At 71.4% G+C, this 17235-nt stretch carries 12 protein-coding genes and 1 pseudogene; 9 read left to right on the top strand and 4 right to left on the bottom strand.

From position 1 onward, the window contains the following. Positions 1-14 precede the first annotated feature (14 nt). The 3 genes from ACQ0O7_RS16775 to ACQ0O7_RS16765 all read left to right on the top strand — a co-directional run bounded on the left by ACQ0O7_RS16775 (position 15) and on the right by ACQ0O7_RS16765 (position 3678). On the top strand, positions 15-1490 hold the full coding sequence (locus ACQ0O7_RS16775; protein WP_430783004.1) for an FAD-dependent monooxygenase: 1476 nt from the start codon (positions 15-17) through the stop codon (positions 1488-1490). Positions 1491-1672: 182 nt separating this feature from the next. Continuing rightward, positions 1673-1870 (top strand): hypothetical protein, encoded by a 198-nt coding sequence (locus ACQ0O7_RS16770; RefSeq protein ID WP_430783314.1) that lies wholly within the window; start codon positions 1673-1675, stop codon positions 1868-1870. 260 nt (positions 1871-2130) lie between these two features. Further along, complete coding sequence (locus ACQ0O7_RS16765) at positions 2131-3678, top strand: ATP-dependent DNA ligase (protein ID WP_430783003.1); 1548 nt, start codon at positions 2131-2133, stop codon at positions 3676-3678. Here ACQ0O7_RS16765 and ACQ0O7_RS16760 read toward each other — a convergent pair. Both ACQ0O7_RS16760 and ACQ0O7_RS16755 read right to left on the bottom strand, forming a co-directional pair. Beyond that, positions 3647-4084, bottom strand: a complete 438-nt coding sequence (locus tag ACQ0O7_RS16760) for a hypothetical protein (protein ID WP_430783002.1) — start codon at positions 4082-4084, stop codon at positions 3647-3649. The genes ACQ0O7_RS16765 and ACQ0O7_RS16760 overlap by 32 nt on opposite strands. A 280-nt stretch (positions 4085-4364) precedes the next feature. Further along, positions 4365-5183 (bottom strand): annotated as a pseudogene (locus tag ACQ0O7_RS16755) (SURF1 family cytochrome oxidase biogenesis protein); the annotation flags it as partial. A 137-nt stretch (positions 5184-5320) separates the two neighbouring features. Here ACQ0O7_RS16755 and ACQ0O7_RS16750 point away from each other — a divergent pair. After that, positions 5321-8446 (top strand): cobyrinate a,c-diamide synthase, encoded by a 3126-nt coding sequence (locus ACQ0O7_RS16750; protein WP_430783001.1) that lies wholly within the window; start codon positions 5321-5323, stop codon positions 8444-8446. A gap of 189 nt (positions 8447-8635) precedes the next feature. Beyond that, complete coding sequence (locus ACQ0O7_RS16745; RefSeq protein WP_430783000.1) at positions 8636-9238, top strand: TIGR03086 family metal-binding protein; 603 nt, start codon at positions 8636-8638, stop codon at positions 9236-9238. Positions 9239-9485: 247 nt separating this feature from the next. Here ACQ0O7_RS16745 and ACQ0O7_RS16740 read toward each other — a convergent pair whose 3' ends face one another. Next, positions 9486-11630, bottom strand: coding sequence for a transglycosylase domain-containing protein (locus ACQ0O7_RS16740; protein WP_430782999.1), 2145 nt, complete (start codon positions 11628-11630; stop codon positions 9486-9488). 84 nt (positions 11631-11714) lie between these two features. On the opposite strand from ACQ0O7_RS16740, the gene cobC reads away from it, so the two are divergent. From cobC to cobA, 3 genes are read left to right on the top strand one after another with little or no spacing between them, the layout of a single operon-like run. Then, positions 11715-12767 carry an Rv2231c family pyridoxal phosphate-dependent protein CobC gene (gene cobC, locus ACQ0O7_RS16735; RefSeq protein ID WP_430782998.1) on the top strand — a complete coding sequence of 351 codons (1053 nt, stop codon included), beginning with the start codon at positions 11715-11717 and terminating at the stop codon, positions 12765-12767. A 13-nt stretch (positions 12768-12780) separates the two neighbouring features. After that, positions 12781-13833 carry a nicotinate-nucleotide--dimethylbenzimidazole phosphoribosyltransferase gene (cobT, locus tag ACQ0O7_RS16730; RefSeq protein ID WP_430782997.1) on the top strand — a complete coding sequence of 351 codons (1053 nt, stop codon included), beginning with the start codon at positions 12781-12783 and terminating at the stop codon, positions 13831-13833. Beyond that, positions 13830-15038, top strand: coding sequence for a uroporphyrinogen-III C-methyltransferase (cobA, locus tag ACQ0O7_RS16725; RefSeq protein WP_430782996.1), 1209 nt, complete (start codon positions 13830-13832; stop codon positions 15036-15038). Before cobT ends, cobA begins: the two co-directional genes overlap by 4 nt. Before the next feature lie 68 nt (positions 15039-15106). On the opposite strand, the gene ACQ0O7_RS16720 is transcribed toward cobA, so the two are convergent. Then, the gene (locus tag ACQ0O7_RS16720; protein ID WP_430782995.1) at positions 15107-16501 is read right to left on the bottom strand and encodes an alpha,alpha-trehalose-phosphate synthase (UDP-forming); all 1395 of its coding nucleotides are present in this window, start codon (positions 16499-16501) and stop codon (positions 15107-15109) included. A 138-nt stretch (positions 16502-16639) separates the two neighbouring features. Here ACQ0O7_RS16720 and ACQ0O7_RS16715 point away from each other — a divergent pair, with 138 nt between their 5' ends. Next, positions 16640-17152 (top strand): hypothetical protein, encoded by a 513-nt coding sequence (locus ACQ0O7_RS16715; RefSeq protein WP_430782994.1) that lies wholly within the window; start codon positions 16640-16642, stop codon positions 17150-17152. Positions 17153-17235: the final 83 nt, after the last annotated feature.

Raw genomic sequence — 17235 nt, 5'->3', positions numbered from 1 at the left:
AAACGGGGTGGCTGATGGCCGAGCTGACTTGTGACGTCCTCGTGGTGGGCGCCGGCCCGACCGGGCTGATGCTCGCCAACTGGCTGACCAGGCTCGGGGTGCGGGTGATCGTGGCCGACGGCAAGGACGGCCCGACCCGCGAGTCCCGGGCGCTCGTCGTGCAGGCGCGCAGCCTGGAGATCTACGACCAGCTCGGCATCGGCGACCAGGTTCTGGAGGCGGCGCACCGGGCCGGGGCACTCGCTCCCGGCTTCGGTGCGCGGGTCTTCGGCCGGATCCCGCTGGGCCCGCTCGGTGAGGGGCTCACCGCGTACCCGTTCATCGAGATCCTCGAACAGAGCCGCAACGAGGAGATCCTCTACGAGAACCTGCAGAAACTCGGCGGCCGGGTGTTCTGGGAGTCGCCGGTCACCGCCGTGGTGCAGACCGACGACGGCATCGAGGCGAAGGTCGCCAACGACACCGTACGCGCGAGGTTCTGTGTCGGTTGTGACGGCGCCAACTCGGTGGTCCGCAAGTCGCGGCGGATCGCCTTCGAGGGGATCACCAACCCGCACCGCTTCTTCGTGCTGGACGCGGCCGGCGCCGCCGGCCTGATCGAGGGCGCGGTCAACGTCCGCCCGGAACGGGACGACTTCCTGCTCGCCTTCCCGATGCGCGAGGGCGCGTGGCGGCTGATCGGCCTGGTCCGCGACACCGACGGCGACGGCGATCTGGACGAGGACGACGCCCGCGAGCGGATGCGCCGGACGTACGGCGTCACCTACGACCGGGCCCGCTGGTTCGCCACCTACCGGGTGCACCACCGGGTCGCCGCAGCCTTCCGGGACGGACCGTTCTTCCTGGCCGGCGACGCGGCCCACGTGCACTCGCCGGTCGGCGGCCAGGGCATGAACACCGGGCTCCAGGACGCCCACAACCTCGCCTTCAAACTGGCCGACGTGCTGCACGGCACCCGCAAGGACCGCTGGCTGGACCGGTACGAGGCGGAACGCCGCCCGGTCGCCCGCAAACTCGTCGCCACCACCGACCGGGTCTTCAACGCGGTCACCTCGACCCGTCCGCCGATCCGCCTGCTGCGCCGGATCGCGGTGCCGTTGATCGCCCCGCTCGCGGTCCGGGTGCTGCCCCGCACCGCCGGAGGATCACGGCTTTTCCAGTACGTCGCCCAGATCCGCGTCCACTATCCGCTCGAACCGGGTGCTCCCGCACCGGGCCGCCGCCGTGATCCGGTGATCGGCCGGCGGCTGCCGTGGGCCGGCGCCAACCACACCGCGCTGCGGGCCGCCTGCTGGCAGATCCACGCGTACGGCGAGGTGTCCGCCGACGATGTGCCGGACCTGGGGCTGCCCGTGCACGTCTTCCCGGCGGCTCCCGGAACCACGCTGCGGCCCGGTCTGCTGTACCTGGTGAGACCGGACGGATTCGTCGCCTCCCGGGCCGATCCGGGGGAGGCGGCCACCCTCTTCCAGCACGCCATGGCCAGGTGAAATCGGTTGTCCACAGGGTGGTTCGAGGGGGTGGCGGGAGCGATCATTCCATGTAGGATTCGTACATGCGTTCGATAAATGCACCGACCCTCTCGGCTGTGCTCGCGAGTCGCGCGCCTCGGGCGGCCCGGGTGACCCCCGGCACGCGCGACTCGCTCGACCGCCTCCGCACCCGTGACCGCATCGAGTCGATCGCCCGGCTCCGGGCCGCCGCCCGCGCGCTGGGTGACGTCGACGTCTCCGGGTGGGACGACGACACCCTCACCGACCATCTCGACGACCTCTCCAAGGTGCTCTGCAACCTCGACTCCGAGCTGGCCCGGGTCGCCGACGCGGTCCGCGCCCGCGGGTTCCGCATCGAGGAGCCGAGGGCGGCATGACCGGCCCTCCCCGGCCCGGCGTCCGGTCCACGCCGCCGACCTGGCCACCCAGCCTCGCCGCCGACCTTGCCGACCTTGCCGCCCGGCCTCGCCGCCGGCTTGGTCACCGGTCCTTCGGTGGCCCGGTCTTTCGGCGGCCCGGCCTTTCGCTGGCCCACGCTCTCGGGCGTCGTGGCTCCTCGCGGGCTCGACCAGGGCGAAATGTCGCGATCGGGGGACGCTTCGGGCCGGGGCCGCGAAACTCGTGACCTGCTGACAGGATGGGGATCGTGCGGTTCCTCGACATCGCTGCCACCTCGGCCGCCGTCACCGCGACCTCGGGCCGCAAGGCCAAGATCGAGCTGCTGGCCGCCACGCTTCGGCGCCTGGACCCCGGTGAGATCGTCGCCGGGGCCGCCTACCTGGCCGGTGAGCTGCGGCAACGGCAGACCGGTGTGGGTTATGCCGCTCTGCGGGACCGCCCGCCACCGGCAGCTGAGGCGACTCTGACCGTGGGTGCCGTCGACCAGGCCGTCGCCGAGATCGCCACCGTGGCCGGCACCGGCTCCCAGGCCCGGCGCCGGCAGTTGCTCGGCGCGCTCTTCGGCGCCGCCACCGAGGTCGAGCAGATGCTGCTGGCCGGCCTGTTCAGCGGCGAGTTGCGGCAGGGCGCCCAGGCCGGGCTGCTGGCCGAGGCGGTCGCCTCCGCCGCCGAGGTGCCGTCCACCCTGGTCCGCCGGGCCCTGCTGCTCTCCGGCGATCTCAAGCTGGTGGCCTTCGCCGCGCTGACCGGCGGGGCGGACGCGCTCGCCGGGATCCAGCTGCGGGTGGGCACGCCGCTGAGCCCGATGCTGGCCGGCAGTGCCCCGGACGTCGCCACCGCGCTGCTCGGCACCGGAGTTCCGGCGGTCGCCGACGCGAAGCTCGACGGCATCCGGATCCAGGTGCACCGCTCCGGCGACGAGGTGACCGTCTTCACCCGCAGCCTCGACGACATCACCGCCCGGCTGCCCGAGGTGGTCGCCGCGGTCCGTGAGCTGCCGCTGCGGGAGGCGGTTCTGGACGGTGAGGCGATGCTCGTCGACGAGTCCGGGCGGCCCCGGCCGTTCCAGGAGACGTCCAGCCGTGCGGCGACCCGGGGCGCGCCGGTGAGCGGGCTCCGGCCGTACTTCTTCGATCTCCTGCACCTGGACGGCACCGACCTCCTGGACGAACCGGGCCGGACCCGGTGGGCCGCACTGTCCGGTGTGGTCCCGGCCGCCCTGACCGTCGCCCGGACCGAGGTGGAGACCGAGGAGCAGGCGGCCGCCGTGTTCGCCGCGGCCCTCGCCGCGGGCCAGGAGGGTGTGGTGATCAAAGCGCCGGACGCCCCCTACGACGTCGGCCGCCGGGGCGCCGCCTGGGTGAAGGTGAAACCGCGGCACACCCTCGACCTGGTGGTCCTCGCCGTGGAACGGGGCAGTGGCCGGCGCCGCGGCTGGCTGTCCAACCTGCACCTCGGCGCCCGCGATCCGGCAACCGGCGGGTTCGTCATGCTCGGCAAGACGTTCAAGGGCCTGACCGACGAGCTGTTGCGCTGGCAGACCGAGCGTTTCCAGGAGCTGGCCGTCGCCGACGACGGGTGGGTGGTGCGGGTCCGGCCCGAGCAGGTGGTGGAGATCGCCTTCGACGGGGTGCAGACCTCACCGCGCTATCCGGGTGGGGTCGCGCTGCGGTTCGCCCGCGTGGTCCGGTACCGCGACGACAAACCGGCCGCCGAGGCGGACACCATCGACGCGGTCCGCGCGCTGCACGGCCCTACAGAGCGGCCAGACTCCGGACATAGTTGACCTGCTGATTGATCGAGGCGACGTCGTCCTCGTGGTGCAGGGTGATGCGAGCGACGTACTGATGCTGGCCGCTCGTCACCGTCACATGCATCGTGCCCTGCGGGACCGTCTCCTTGACCAGCAGGAGCAGCAGGCTCAGGAAACCGGTCGGGCAGATCGCGACGAACGCCACGATCTTCGCCCAGGTGGGTGTCCGGCGCTGGGAGATCCAGTGGTCGGAGACCTGCCAGCGGGAACCGGCCAGCGGCAGATCGCCCACCGGCGTGCGGACCACCGTCGAGGTGACCTGGATCTCAGCGATCTCGACGATCACCGGTCCGATCGCCGACGGCACCGGGGAACCCGGGGTCCCGGGCTCCGGAGGGGGCGTGGGCGCACCCCACGGATCACCCTGCGGAAAGGTCATGCCCGTGACATTAACCGGCGTCGTCCTGCGCCGCGAGGCGACGCTCGGTGCCTCCGGAACCCGCCGTCGCCGCCTCGGCGTCCCGGTCCCGGGCGTCCGCGTCGGACACCCGGTCTCCAGCGGTCCTTCGACTCCGGGCGTCCGCGTCGGACACCCGGTCTCCATCGATCTTCCGGCTCCGGGCGTCGGCGTCGGACACCCGGTCCCCGGAGGCGGCTGCGGCCCGGTCGCGGGTCTTCGCGGCGGCCCGGGCGCTCGCCGCGGCGGCCCGGGCGTCGGCGGCCGCGACCCGGTCGACCGGCCGGTCCGCCTCGTCGGCCCGGACGGTGCCGGCGGTCGGCCCGCCCACCCGCTCCAAAGCCTCCCGGCGAGCCTGCCAGCCGAACAGCACGTAGACCATGCCCGCGAAGATCCACCACTGGACCGCGTACCCGCCGTTCTGCCAGGCGTCCTCGTGCGGGATCGGGATCGGCACGAACGCCGGATCGGCCGCGGGGCTCTGCTCGGTCAGAAGCACGTACGACCCGTACACCGGGTAGGGAAGTTCGGTCGCGAGCCGCGGCAGGTTGACCCGGCGGGTATCGAGACGACCGTCACGCCGTTCCACCGGAGCGGGTCGGCTTTCCGACAGGTGGATCTGCCCGACGACCGTCACCCGGCCGTCCGGGGCGGCCGGGACCTCGGGCGACACCCGGGCACCACCGGCCGGAGCGGGCACCCAGCCCCGATCGACCAGCACCGCTGTCCCGTCGTCGAGGATCAGCGGGGTGAGGATCTCGAAGCCGACCTTGCTGGCCACCGTGCGCCCACGGGCCTGAATCTCGTTGGCGGTGTCGTACCGCCCGCTCAGCGTCACCTTTGTCCAGGCCACGGACTTGTTGGCGTTCGGCCCGGCGGTCCCGGCCTGGGTCGGCGCGGACATCACCGTGGTCAATGGCACCGGATCCACGGCCGCGGCCGCGTCGACCCGGTCATTGATGCCGGTGCGCTCCCGATACCGGTCCAGTTGCCAGTTGCCGAGGATGACCATGACCACCGAGGCGACGACCGTCAGCGCGGCCGCACCCAGCCAGCGAGAGGTCAACAGGAACCGGTACACCCCCTGAGGCTACCCGGCCACCCGGTGGTTCCCACCGCAGCCAGGTAGTCTGCGACATCCGGCAGTCGAAGAACACGTGGCGGCCGCCTGCGGAAACCTCGGGGGAGACATTGATCACCGCCCAGCCTCGTCTGGTCGTGAGCGCGCCGTCGTCGGGCCATGGCAAGACAGCGATCGCTGTGGGCCTGCTCGCCGCGCTCAGCGGCCGTGGCATCCCCACGGCGGGCTTCAAGGTCGGCCCGGACCACACCGACGCGGCGTACCTCGGTCTCGCCGCCGGTCGCCCCGGCCGCAACCTGGACCCACGCCTGGTCGGCGCCCAGCGAGTCGCCCCACTCTTCGCGCACGGGGCCACCGGCGCCCAGGTGTCGGTGATCGAAGGCGCGATGGGCCTGTTCGACAGCCTCACCGGCCAGCCCGAGGTGGACGGCACCGCCTCGGTGGCGGCCGCGCTGCGCGCCCCGGTGATCCTGGTCGTCGACGTCGCCGCGATGGGCCACTCGCTGGCCGCGCTGGTGCACGGCTTCCGGATGTTCGACGAGATGGTGCACCTGGGCGGGGTGATCCTGAACCGGGTCGCCTCCGACCGGCACGAGCAGATGCTGCGCAGCGCCATGGACGACATCGGCATGCCGGTCCTCGGCGCCCTGCATCGCGGTGACCTCCCCAACGTGCTGCCGGCCCGTACCCACGGCCTGGTCCCGGTCGCGCACCGGACCGTCGAGGCCGGCCGGGCGGTCCGCCGTCTCGGCGAGGCGGTCTCCGGCTCACTGGACATGGACCGGCTGATGGCCCTCGCCAACTCCGCGCCGCCGGTCCCCGGCCCGCTGTGGACACCGTCCGAGGCGGCCGGCGACGTCCCGTTCGACCAGCGGCCGGTGATCGCGCTGGCCGGTGGGCAGGGCGCGCCGTACACCTATGTGGAGACCGCCGAACTGCTCACCGCGGCCGGCGCCGACGTCGCCGTGGTCGATCCACTGCGCGACGAGGCCCTGCCTCCGGGCACCCGCGGGCTGATCGTGGGCGCCGGGCTGCCCGAGGGGTACGCCGAGGAACTCTCCGCGAACCGGCGCCTCTGTGCCGCCGTCGCCCAGTTCGCCCGGGACGGCTGGCCGGTCATCGCCGAGGGCATCGCCCTGCCGTGGCTGGGCCACGAACTGGACGGCCGCCCGATGTGCGGTGTGCTCGACGCCACCGCCAGCACCGGCGAGCAGACCGTCGCCGGGTACCGGGAGGCCACCGCGCCGGGTTCGTCGGTGCTGGCCCCGGCCGGCGCCCGGATCACCGGATACAAGCAGCACCGGGCGGTCGTCGCCCCGCGCTCCGGCGCCAACCCGGCCTGGACCTGGTCCGGCGGCAACCCCGAGGGTTTCGTCTGGCGCCAGGTGCACGCCTCCCAGCTGGGCCTGCACTGGGCGGCCGCCCCGGAGATCGCCCGCCGGGTGGTGGCCGCCGCACACGCCGGCCCGCAGGGTGCCCAGCCGTCGCAGGGCCCGTCCAGCCCGCCGAACGGTGCGATGCCGCCGCCTCCGCCGGGCGTCCCCGCCGGTCACGGCCCGACGCAGCAGTCGCCGGCGGTGCAGCCGCAGGGCGCCCCCGGCCCGGTGATCACCGGCGAGATCGTCTCCGGTGAGGTGATGTCCGGCCCGAGGCCCGGCGGTCATTCCGGTGGACACCCCAGCGGTCAATCCGGCGGTCATTCCGGCGGTCACTCCGGCCCGGCGTTCCCCGGTTCGAACGGCCCGGTCTCCGGCTTCGCGGGCCCCAACAACCCGGTGTCCAGCTTCGCGGGCCCGAACAACCCGGTCTCCAGCTTCCCCGGCCCGCCGCCCGGCTTCACCCGTCAGCCGACGTCCGGCCCGGCGTTCCCCGGTCCGGGCCCGGGTTTCCCGACCCAGGCCAACCCCCAGTTCGCCGGTACGCCGGGGTCGGACTTCACCGACCAGAACAACCCCGGCCCGGCCTTCTCCGGCCCTGACTTCTCACCGCAGAACGGGTCAAACCCCAATTTCTCCGGTACGGGCCGGTCAGGCCCTGACTTCCCACCCAACGCCAACGGCGGCCCCGAGTTCCCGGACGCCAACCGAACCGCCTCGGACTTCCCAGAGTTCAACCGGGCCGACGCGGAGTACCCGGAGTTCGCCCGAGCCGACGCCGAGTTCCCGGAGTTCACTCGGGCCGACACGGAGTTCCCCGAGTTCAACCGGGCTGACGCCGAGTTCCCGGAGTTCCACCGGGCCGCTCCGCACGACAACGGCGGCCCCGGCTACCCGGACCCGAACGGCCCCGCCCAGGACTACTTCGACCAGTCCCCGGGTGGCCCGGTCGGCTACCCGGGCCGCGGTCCGAACGATCCCGCCCAGAGCGGCCACAGCCCGAGCGGCCCCGGCGGCTCCAGCGGCTCGGGTCAGAACAGCCACGGCCCGAGCGGTCCCAGCGGATCTGGTCAGAGCAGCCGCGGCCCGATCGGTCCGGGTCAGAACGGCCATGGTCCGGGAGGTCCGGGTCAGAACGGCCACGGTCCGGGAGGCCCGGGCCAGAACGGCCACGGTCCAAACAGCCCCGAACAGAACGTTCTTTCTCCCGGCGGCGGCGGCCTTGGGCAGAACGTTCTGTCTTCCAATGGCGGCCCCGGACAGAACGTTCGTTCTTCGGGCAGCGCTCCTGGACAGAACGTTCGTTCTTCCAGCGGGTCCGGACAGAACGGCTATGGTCCGAGCGGTGGCCTTGGACAGAACGTTCATTCTTCCGGCGGGTCGGGACAGAGCGGGGCTGGGCAGAGTGGTCACGGGACGGGTGGGCCTGGGTTGAGCGGGAGCATGCCGGGTTCGGGGATTCCTGGATCGGGATCGGATAGCTCGCTTCAGGGCATGCCGACGCAGGTGATGCCGTTCCATGGATTGCCGACCAGCCCGGGGGCCGGTCAGCTGACGTCCGGTGGTCAGGGGCCGGCCACCAATGCCGGGCCCGGTATGCCGTCGGGGCCCGGGTTCCCGTCCGGTCCGGGGCAGCAGTCCGGGCCTGGCTTCGCGGCGGGTCCGGGGCAGCAGTCCGGGCCTGGCTTCCCGGCGGGGCCGGGGCAGCAGTCGGGTCCGGGTATGCAGTCGGGGCCGGGTATGTCGTCCGGTCCGGGGATGTCGTCCGGTACCGGGATGCAGGCGGGGCCTGGTATGCCGTCTGGACCAGGGATGCAGGCGGGCCCGGGATATCCGTCCGGGCCCGGTGCCTCGGACACCCACTCGCCGGATCTGCCGGTTCGGTGAGGCTGAACGGTTCGTCTGTGGCGGAGGTCCTGCGGGCTCCGGACGGCTCGCTGAGCTAGCCTGCCGCCTCCTTCTTCGGTCTCCGGGCCGCCGGAAAAGTCCCTGCGTGCGAAAGGGCGATTCGGTGTCCGGAAAGTGTCGTACCCGCCTCGTAACGTGAGACGTACGACAAACCGAAGGAGGAGGATCGTGGCCGATCGTGTGCCGCTGGATTTCGACCCGCCGGTTCGTCAGATCAGAGCTCTGCTGCTGGGTGTCGACAGTCATGACCTGGGTGCTCCTACGCCGTGTCCGGACTGGCCGGTTGCGGCCCTGCTCGATCATCTGATGGGGCTGGCGGTCGCGTTCGCTCTGACCGCCCGGAAACGGGCGGGCGGTGACAGTGCGCCGGAGCCGTCGGTGGGCCGGTTGTCGCCACAGTGGCGTAGCCGGCTTCCGGTGCTGCTGGCCGATCTGGCCATCGCCTGGAAGGAGCCGTCGGCCTGGACCGGGACGGCCCGGGCCGGTGGGGTGACCATGCCGGCTACGGCGATGGGCACGGTGGTGATGAACGAGCTGGTGATGCACGGCTGGGATCTGGCCCGTGCCACCGGCCAGGATTTCGCCGCCGATCCGCGGGCGCTGGAGCCGTTGGTCGAGTTCCTGGCGCAGAGCCCGCCGGGTGGCAGTCCGGGGATGTTCGGGCCGCGGCTCCCGTTCGCTCCCGGCGAGGATCTGCTGCCGCAGGCGCTGGCTCTGGCCGGGCGGGACCCGTTCTGGCGCCCGCCGCGGCGCCAGCCGTCGGCCGCCTGAGCGGGGCGGGGCGGCGACACGACAAGAAAGTCCGGAAGATCAGCGCGCGGGAGAGGAGAAGCGATCAGCGCGCGAGGGAAGGCCCAGCGTGCGGAAGGCCGGCGTATAAAAGGGCCGGCGAATCACGGGTGAGCGCATAAAAGGTCAGCGCATTCACGGTCAGCGCATCAAAGGCCATTCCAGTTCAGCGCATAAAAGGCCCAGCGTGTGGGGCGACGTGAACCCGGAAGGCAGGACGCCGGGCCGGCTACCAGACGTACTTGTCAGTGGGTGGTTTGAAGTCTTTGCGGGGTTCGCCCTTGAGCGCGTCCCGCAACGTCTGCGCGACGGTGAACTTCGACATGGTGGAGCGACCGGAGCCGACCACGTGTTCGGGGTTGTCGGGGTCGGCGACGAAGGCGGCGGCGGCCAGCTGCGGGGTGTAACCGCTGAACCACGCCGTCTTGTTGCCGTCGGTGGTGCCGCTCTTGCCGGCTACCGGGCGCCCCAGCGTGCCGTAGACCATCTCCGAGGTGCCCCAGCCGCCGCAGCCGCCGCGGGCCGAGCCGTATCCGGTGACGCAGCGGGCCGCGTCGGTGGCGGCGCGGGCCACGTTGACCTTGACCTCCTGGCGGCAGCGGGGGGAGGCGATGAGCCGTTTCTGGTAGAGCGCGTGCCGGCCGTCGGGGTTGCGGATGCTGACCACCGGCAGCGGCTCGCAGTATTTGCCTTCGGCGGCCAGGGTGGCGAAGACGTTGGCCATCTCGACGGGTGTGGCGTCGCTGACGCCGAGGGTGAAGGCGCCCCAGCCGGAGGCGTGTTCCTTGGAGGCGAGTTTCTTGTCGATGGCGGTGCGCCAGCGCAGGCCGAGCCGTTCCGCCATGCCGACCACCTTCTCCGCGCCGACGCGCTGTTCGAGCTGGACGAAGTAGGTGTTGACGGATTTGCCGAAGCCGCTCCACATGGTCTGGTTGCCGGTCATCGACTCGCTGGAGTTCTTCGGGCACCAGTGGATGCCGCAGGTGGCGGGGCCGGGTGCGGTGATGTAGCGGGAGACGTACCGCTGGGGGGAGTAGTAGGTGGTGGACAGCGGCATCTTGTTCTCCAGGGCGGCCAGCACCGTGAAGATCTTGAAGGTGGAGCCGGCCTGGTATCCGGCCATGTCGCCGCCGCCGAGCAGTGGGTTGACGGTGTTGGGGTAGTTGCCTTTGACGTCGCGGTCCTGCCGCCAGTCGCTGTGCCGGCCGTTCTTGTCCTGGTCGAGGGAGTACCGCCGGTTGACGGCCATGCTGAGGATCCGCCCGGTGCCGGGCTGGACGACGACCTGTCCGTGGGCGAACGGGCTGCCGCGGCGTTCCTTGGCGAGGACGTGTTTCATGGCGTACCGCTGGATCTTCGGGTCGAGTGAGGTGACGATCCGGTAGCCGCCCCGGCGCAGGTTCTCCTCGCGTTCGAGGGGGTTGCGGCCGAAGGCCGGCTGTTCCCGCCACCAGCTTTTGAAGTAGTCGCAGAAGAAGCCCCAGTCGTTGTGTTTCGCGGCGACGGAGACGCAGTCGTTGGGCGGGGTGGACAGCTTGAGCTTGATCTTCGCGCGGCGGGCGGTGGTGGCCTGTTCCCTGGTGATCGCGTTCATCTTGAGCATCTGTTCGATCACGTAGTTGCGCCGGTCGGTGGCGGCTTTGCGGTCCTTGGTGGCCGGGTCGTACGCGGACGGCGCCTTGACCAGCCCGGCGAGCAGGGCGGCCTCGGTGAGGCTGAGGTCGCGGGGCAGTTTGGAGAAGAAGATCTGCGAGGCGGCGTAGATCCCGTACGCCCGGTGCCCGTAGTAGGCGGCGTTGAGGTACCGCTCGAGGATCTCCTCTTTGCTGAGCCGCTGTTCGACCTCGATGGCGAGCCGCATCTCGCGGAGTTTGCGGGCGGCGGTCTGTTCGGTGGCCTCCAGCGCGTCCTGCGGGGTGCGGGCGCTGTTCTGCAGGGCCATCCGCACGTACTGCATGGTCAGGGTGGACGCGCCCTGGGAGACGCCGCCGGCTTTCTGGTTGGCCACGAACGCCCGGGCCACCCCTTTGGCGTCGACACCGTGGTGTTCGAAGAACCGGTTGTCCTCGGACGCCACGATCGCCTTGATGATGTAGGGCGACATGGATTCCAGCCCGACGAACTTGCGGTGTTCCTCGTAGAACATGGTGAGCAGTGTTTTGCCGTCCTTGGCGTAGACGTAGGTGGACTGGGCCGGCGGTGTCTCGGTGAGCTGCTCGGGCAGGTTCTCCAGGGCTTCGGTGCCGGCTTTGATGCCCATCCCGGTGAGGGCGGCGAAGGGGTAGGTGAGCCCGGTCAGGACCAGGCCCGCGATGAGCCCGGCCCGGATCAGCAGGGCGACACGTCCGGCTACGGTCAGGCGTCGGCTCGTCACCCCTTGACGGTAGGACAAAACCGCTCATGTTCGGACGGAACGGCCGAGATGTGGTGTGCCGCACGGTCCGGCATGCTGGGGCCCATGAGTTTCGACCTCGATCATCACGGTGACGCCGAGGTGGAGGCGGGCCTGATCGATCTCGCGGTCAACGTACGCCACCAGCCGATGCCGGACTGGCTGTCGGGGCCGATCATGGAGTCGATGGCCACGCTGTCGGCGTACCCCAATGCCGATAAAGCCACGAAAAGCGTACAAAATAGGCATCAAAGGGGTGAAGGGGAAGTGCTCCTCACCGCCGGTGCCGCTCAGGCGTTCGTACTGCTCGCCCAAGCACTGAGGGACGCGAAGAACCCGGTAGTGGTGCATCCACAATTCACCGAGCCGGAAGCAGCCCTGCGCAACGCGGGCCACCAGGTCGAGCGTGTCGTCCTCAGCGAAAAGGACGGCTTCCGCCTCGACCCGGCCCTGATCCCCGATCATGCCGACCTGGTCTTCATCGGCAACCCCACCAACCCCACCTCAGTCCTGCACCCCGCCGCCGACCTGGCGAAACTGGCCAGACCCGGCCGGGTGCTGGTGGTCGACGAGGCGTTCGCCGACACCACCTGGCGATCCGGTGCCGACGGCGAGCCGGAGTCGCTGGCCGAGCGCCGCGACCTGCCCGGCCTGGTGGTGCTGCGCAGCCTGACCAAGACGTGGGCGCTGGCCGGTCTGCGGATCGGCTACGCGCTCGGCCCGGCCGATCTGTTGCGCCGCCTGGCCGCCGCCCAGCCACTGTGGGCGGTCTCCACTCCGGCGCTGGCCGCGGCGACGGCGTGCGCCTCACCGGTCGCGGTCGCCGCGGAGCGCGAGATCGCCGCGCGCCTCACCGTGGAGCGGGACCACCTGGTGGACCGGCTGCGGCGAGTGCCGAGCGTCACGGTTGCCGGTGAGCCGGCGTCGGCATTTATTGCGGTACGCCTCCCGAACGCCGACCACATCCGCGCTGAACTGCGGAAACGTGGCTATGCCGTGCGTCGTGGCGACACCTTTCCGGGGATGGGCCCGGACTGGCTCCGGATTGCGGTGCGCGACACTGCCACCACAGACGGATTCGTGCAGACTCTGCGGGAATTGATCGAGGCAGGGAATTGATCGAGGAGCGACCGTGACGCTGGAGACCACCCTGGCGGCCATCCGGCCCGCCGACGAGCGGGCCATGGCCGATGCCCGTGACCGGCAGGCGCGCCTGACCAAACCGGCCGGTTCGCTGGGTGCGCTGGAGGAGTTGTCGGTGCGCCTGGCCGGGCTGGCCGGGGTGTGCCCGCCGCCGCTGCCGGAGCCGGCGACAGTGGCGGTGTTCGCCGGTGACCACGGGGTGCACGCCCAGCGGGTGAGCCCGTGGCCGCAGGAGGTCACCGCCCAGATGGTGGCGAACTTCGTGGCCGGTGGCGCGGTGGTCAACGCGTTCGCCAGGCAGTCCGGCGCCGATGTGATGGTGGTCGACGTCGGGGTGGCGATCCCGCTGCACGGCGGCCCCAACCTGCTGGACGCGAACGTGCGCCGGGGCACCCGGGACATGACGGCCGGCCCGGCGCTGACCCGCGAGGAGGCGACGGCGGCGGTCGAGGTCGGCATCCGGGTCGCCGAGGCGCTGGTCGAGCAGGGGGCGCGGGCGCTGCTGACCGGGGACATGGGGATCGCCAACACGACGCCGGCGGCGGCGCTGATCGCCGCGTTCACCGGGGTCCCGGCGGAGGTCGCGACCGGCCGGGGCACCGGCATCGACGACGAGACCCTGACCCACAAGATCGCTGTGGTGACCGCCGCCCTGGACCGGCACGCGCCCGACCCGGCCGATCCGCTGGGGGTGCTGGCCGCGGTCGGTGGCCTGGAGCATGCCGCGCTGACCGGGTTCATCCTGGGTGCGGCGGCGGCCCGGGTCCCGGTGCTGATCGACGGGGTGATCGCCGCGTCGGCCGCGGTGACGGCTGCCGCGTTCGCCCCGGACGCGGTGGCCGCGATGGTCGCCGGGCACCGGTCGGCCGAGCCGGGCGCCGGTGTCGCGCTCGCCCACCTCGGCCTGGAGCCTCTGCTCGACCTGGGCATGCGCCTGGGTGAGGGCAGCGGCGCGGTGCTGGCCCTGCCGATCGTGTCAGCAGCGGTGCGGGTGCTGCACGAGGTGGCGACCTTTGATTCTGCGGGAGTGTCGGAGAAATGAGCATCTATCCCATGGGTCTGCGGCTGGCGGATCGGCGGGTGCTGGTGGTCGGTGGCGGTTCGGTCGCCACCCGCCGGGTTCCGGCCCTGATCGCGGCGGGCGCCCGGGTGGAGATCGTGTCGCCCGAGCTGACTCCGACGCTGCGCGGGCACGTCGACGCCGGCCGGGCGGTGTGGACGCCGCGGCGGTTCGAGCCGGCCGACGTCGAGGGCGCCTGGCTGGTCCATGTCGCGATCGACGACCCGGACGCGGCGGCCGGGGTCAGCGTGGCCGCCGAACAACACCGGATCTTCTGTGTACGGGCGGACGACCGCGATGCCGCCACCGCGTGGACCCCGGCCGTGACCAGGCACGGTCAGGTGACCGTGGCGGTGACCGACGGTGGGGACCGGCGCCGGGCGATGGCGGTGCGCGACATGGTGGCCGGTGTGCTGGAGACGACGCCGCCGGCCGCTCCGGAGTTGAGGGGCGTGGCCCTGGTCGGGGCGGGGCCCGGCGACCCGGAGCTGATCACGGTGAAGGGCCGCCGGCTGCTGGCCGCCGCCGATGTGGTGGTCGCCGACCGGCTGGTGCCCGGCATGCTCCTCGGCGAGCTGCGGCCGGAGGTCGAGCTGATCGACGCGGCCAAGATCCCGTACGGTCCGCAGGCCGCCCAGGCGGAGATCAACCGGATCCTGGTGGACCGGGCGTCGAAGGGCCGGTTCGTGGTGCGGCTCAAGGGCGGCGACAACTTCGTCTTCGGCCGGGGCGGCGAGGAGGCCCTGGCCTGTGCGCAGGCGGGTGTCCCGGTGCTGGTGGTGCCCGGGGTGACGAGTTCGATCGCGGCGCCCGCGCTGGCCGGCATCCCGGTCACCCATCGCGGGGTGACCCACGAGTTCACCGTCATCTCCGGGCACGTCCCGCCGGACCACCCGGAGTCGCTCGTCGACTGGGCGGCGGTGGCCCGGCTGCGCGGCACGGTGGTGCTGATGATGGGCCTGAAGAATCTGCCGCTGATCGCCGAGCGGCTGATCGCCGAGGGCCGGTCGCCGTCGACACCGGCCGCGGTGGTGCAGGAGGGGTCGACGGCCCACCAGCGGTCGCTGGTCAGCACCCTCGGGTCGGTGGCCGCGGAGACGGCGGAGGCGGGGATCCGTCCACCGGCCGTCGTGGTGATCGGTGACGTGGTCACGGTGGCCGGGGAGTTCGTCCCGGCGGTGGGCTGAGCGGCCCGTACACAATCGGGAAGGCAAGAGCGCCGGGTCGACGACGACCCGGCGCTCTTCTGCTGACCTCAGGCCTCGCCGACGCCGAGTTCGTCGAGGAACGAGTGCGCCCACCGGGCCACGTCGTGGGTCCGCAGATGCCGCTGCATCACCCGCATCCGCCGCTTGAGCTCGGACGGTTCGGCCGCGACCGCGCGCAGCAGGGCGTCCTTCACCCCGTCCGGGTCGTGCGGGTTGCACAGGAAGGACTGCCGCAGCTCGGTGGCCGCCCCGGCGAACTCGCTGAGCACCAGCGCGCCACCGCTGTCGCCGCGGCAGGCGATGTACTCCTTGGCCACCAGGTTCATCCCGTCACGCAACGGAGTGACCATCATCACATCGGCCGCCGCGTACATCGCGGCCAGCTCCTGCTTGTCCACCGACTGGTGCAGGTAGTGCACCGCCGGGGTGCCGACCCGGCCGAACTCGCCGTTGATCCGGCCGACCTCGCGCTCCACCTTCACCCGCAGGGTCTGGTAGTGCTCGACACGCTCCCGGCTGGGCGTGGCGACCTGGATCATCACCGCCTCGCCGACGTTCAGCTTGCCGTCGGCGAGCAGCTCGCGGAACGCCTTGAGCCGCAGCTCGATGCCCTTGGTGTAGTCGAGCCGGTCGACGCCGAGGATCACCGTCTTCGGATCACCCAGCTCGGCGCGGATCTGCTTGGCCCGCGCCTGCACGGCCGGATCGGCGGCGAGCCGCTCCATCTCCTTGGTGTCGATGCTGATCGGGAACGCGCCGGCCTTGACCTCGCGCCCGTCCACCTGGATCGACTGGCCGGAGTAGCGCAGGCCGAGCAGGTGCCGGGCCAGCCGGACGAAGTTCTGCGCGGCCAGCCGCTGCTGGAAGCCGACCAGGTCGGCGCCGAGCAGGCCGCGCAGGATCTCGGCCCGGAACGGCATCTGCATGAACAGTTCGATCGGGGGGAACGGGATGTGCAGGAAGAACCCGATCTTCAGGTCCGGCCGCATCTCCCGCAGCATCGCCGGCACCAGCTGGAGCTGGTAGTCCTGCACCCAGACCGTGGCGCCCTCGTCGGCGACCTCCGCGGCGGCCTCCGCGAATCGCTGATTGACCAGGCGGTACGTCTCGCGCCAGCGCCGTTTGTAGACCGGCGTCTCGACCGCGTCGTGGTAGAGCGGCCAGATGGTCGCGTTGGATTGACCCTCGTAGTAGCGTTCCAGCTCCTCGCCGCTGAGCGGAACCGGGTGGATGTGGATGCCCTCGAGATCGAAGGGCTCGGGTGCCTCGCCGGTCCCGCCGGCCCACCCGATCCAGGTGCCGCGGTGCTCGACGAGGACGGGATGAAGGGCTGTGACCAGGCCGCCCGGACTGGGCCGCCACTGCTTTTCACCATCCGGCGTAGTTACCTCGTCCACGGGCAGACGGTTGGCGACGACGACGAAGGAACTTCGTTGGGCCACGCTGAGTACACCTCCGAGTGGTTTCTGTTCCCAACGTGAGCCTACTGTGCGTAAGCTCTCGCTTTCTCATCCCCCTCCGTCCCGTCGCCGGAACAGACGGCGATGGACCGGGTGGGGGCGGGGTGCCATCCTGTGCCGGTGACCCCGCACGATGATCATTCCCAGCAGCGGCAGCCGTTGTTCTATCCTGTGGTGATCGCCACGGTGCTGCTCACGATCATCGGCATGGTCGGCGGATATCTCCTGGCCGAGGTACGGGATGACCAGCCGCGGCCGTTTCAAACCTCGGACGCCGGCACCGACCTGATCGGTGGCGATCCGTGCCGGCCGGAGACGCAGAGGATGGGCCGGCGGGCCGGGGCCACCGGGACACTGCGGATGGTCCTGCGGGTTCGTACCGAGAAGAGGACCGAGGCCTGGATCTGCCAGGACGACGCGGGAGCCTTCTATTATCACGGTAATAAAGGCAGTGCCGGATCCGTCTGGGTGGAGGGGAAGACCGCGCTCTTCCTGGACTCGGTCACCCCCGACGGCAACGGCGGCTACCAGGCCACCGCCTCGGACGGCGCGGTCTTCACGCTGGACGCGGAGCGGCTGCTGATCATGCACGCCGACGGCCGGCTCGAAGAGCAACTGGTCGTCCCGGAGTGACAGCCCGGGGTTGCCGTTCGCGACGGCGACCGCACCTGGAAAGATTGTCCTTTGAATTCGGCACCGACAATCCACGATCTCGG

Source organism: Actinoplanes sp. G11-F43 (assembly GCF_050589265.1).
Taxonomy (GTDB): Bacteria; Actinomycetota; Actinomycetes; order Mycobacteriales; family Micromonosporaceae; genus Actinoplanes.
Note: the sequence above shows the minus strand (reverse complement) of the source record. Positions and strands in the feature narration are given on the sequence as shown.

Bases quoted from the DNA above. Each gene is read 5' to 3' on its own strand.
- ACQ0O7_RS16760 (WP_430783002.1), bottom strand. From the start codon at position 4,084: ATGACCTTTCCGCAGGGTGATCCGTGGGGTGCGCCCACGCCCCCTCCG.
- ACQ0O7_RS16775 (WP_430783004.1), top strand. From the start codon at position 15: ATGGCCGAGCTGACTTGTGACGTCCTCGTGGTGGGCGCCGGCCCGACC.
- cobC (WP_430782998.1), top strand. From the start codon at position 11,715: ATGAGTTTCGACCTCGATCATCACGGTGACGCCGAGGTGGAGGCGGGC.
- cobA (WP_430782996.1), top strand. From the start codon at position 13,830: ATGAGCATCTATCCCATGGGTCTGCGGCTGGCGGATCGGCGGGTGCTG.
- ACQ0O7_RS16765 (WP_430783003.1), top strand. From the start codon at position 2,131: ATGGGGATCGTGCGGTTCCTCGACATCGCTGCCACCTCGGCCGCCGTC.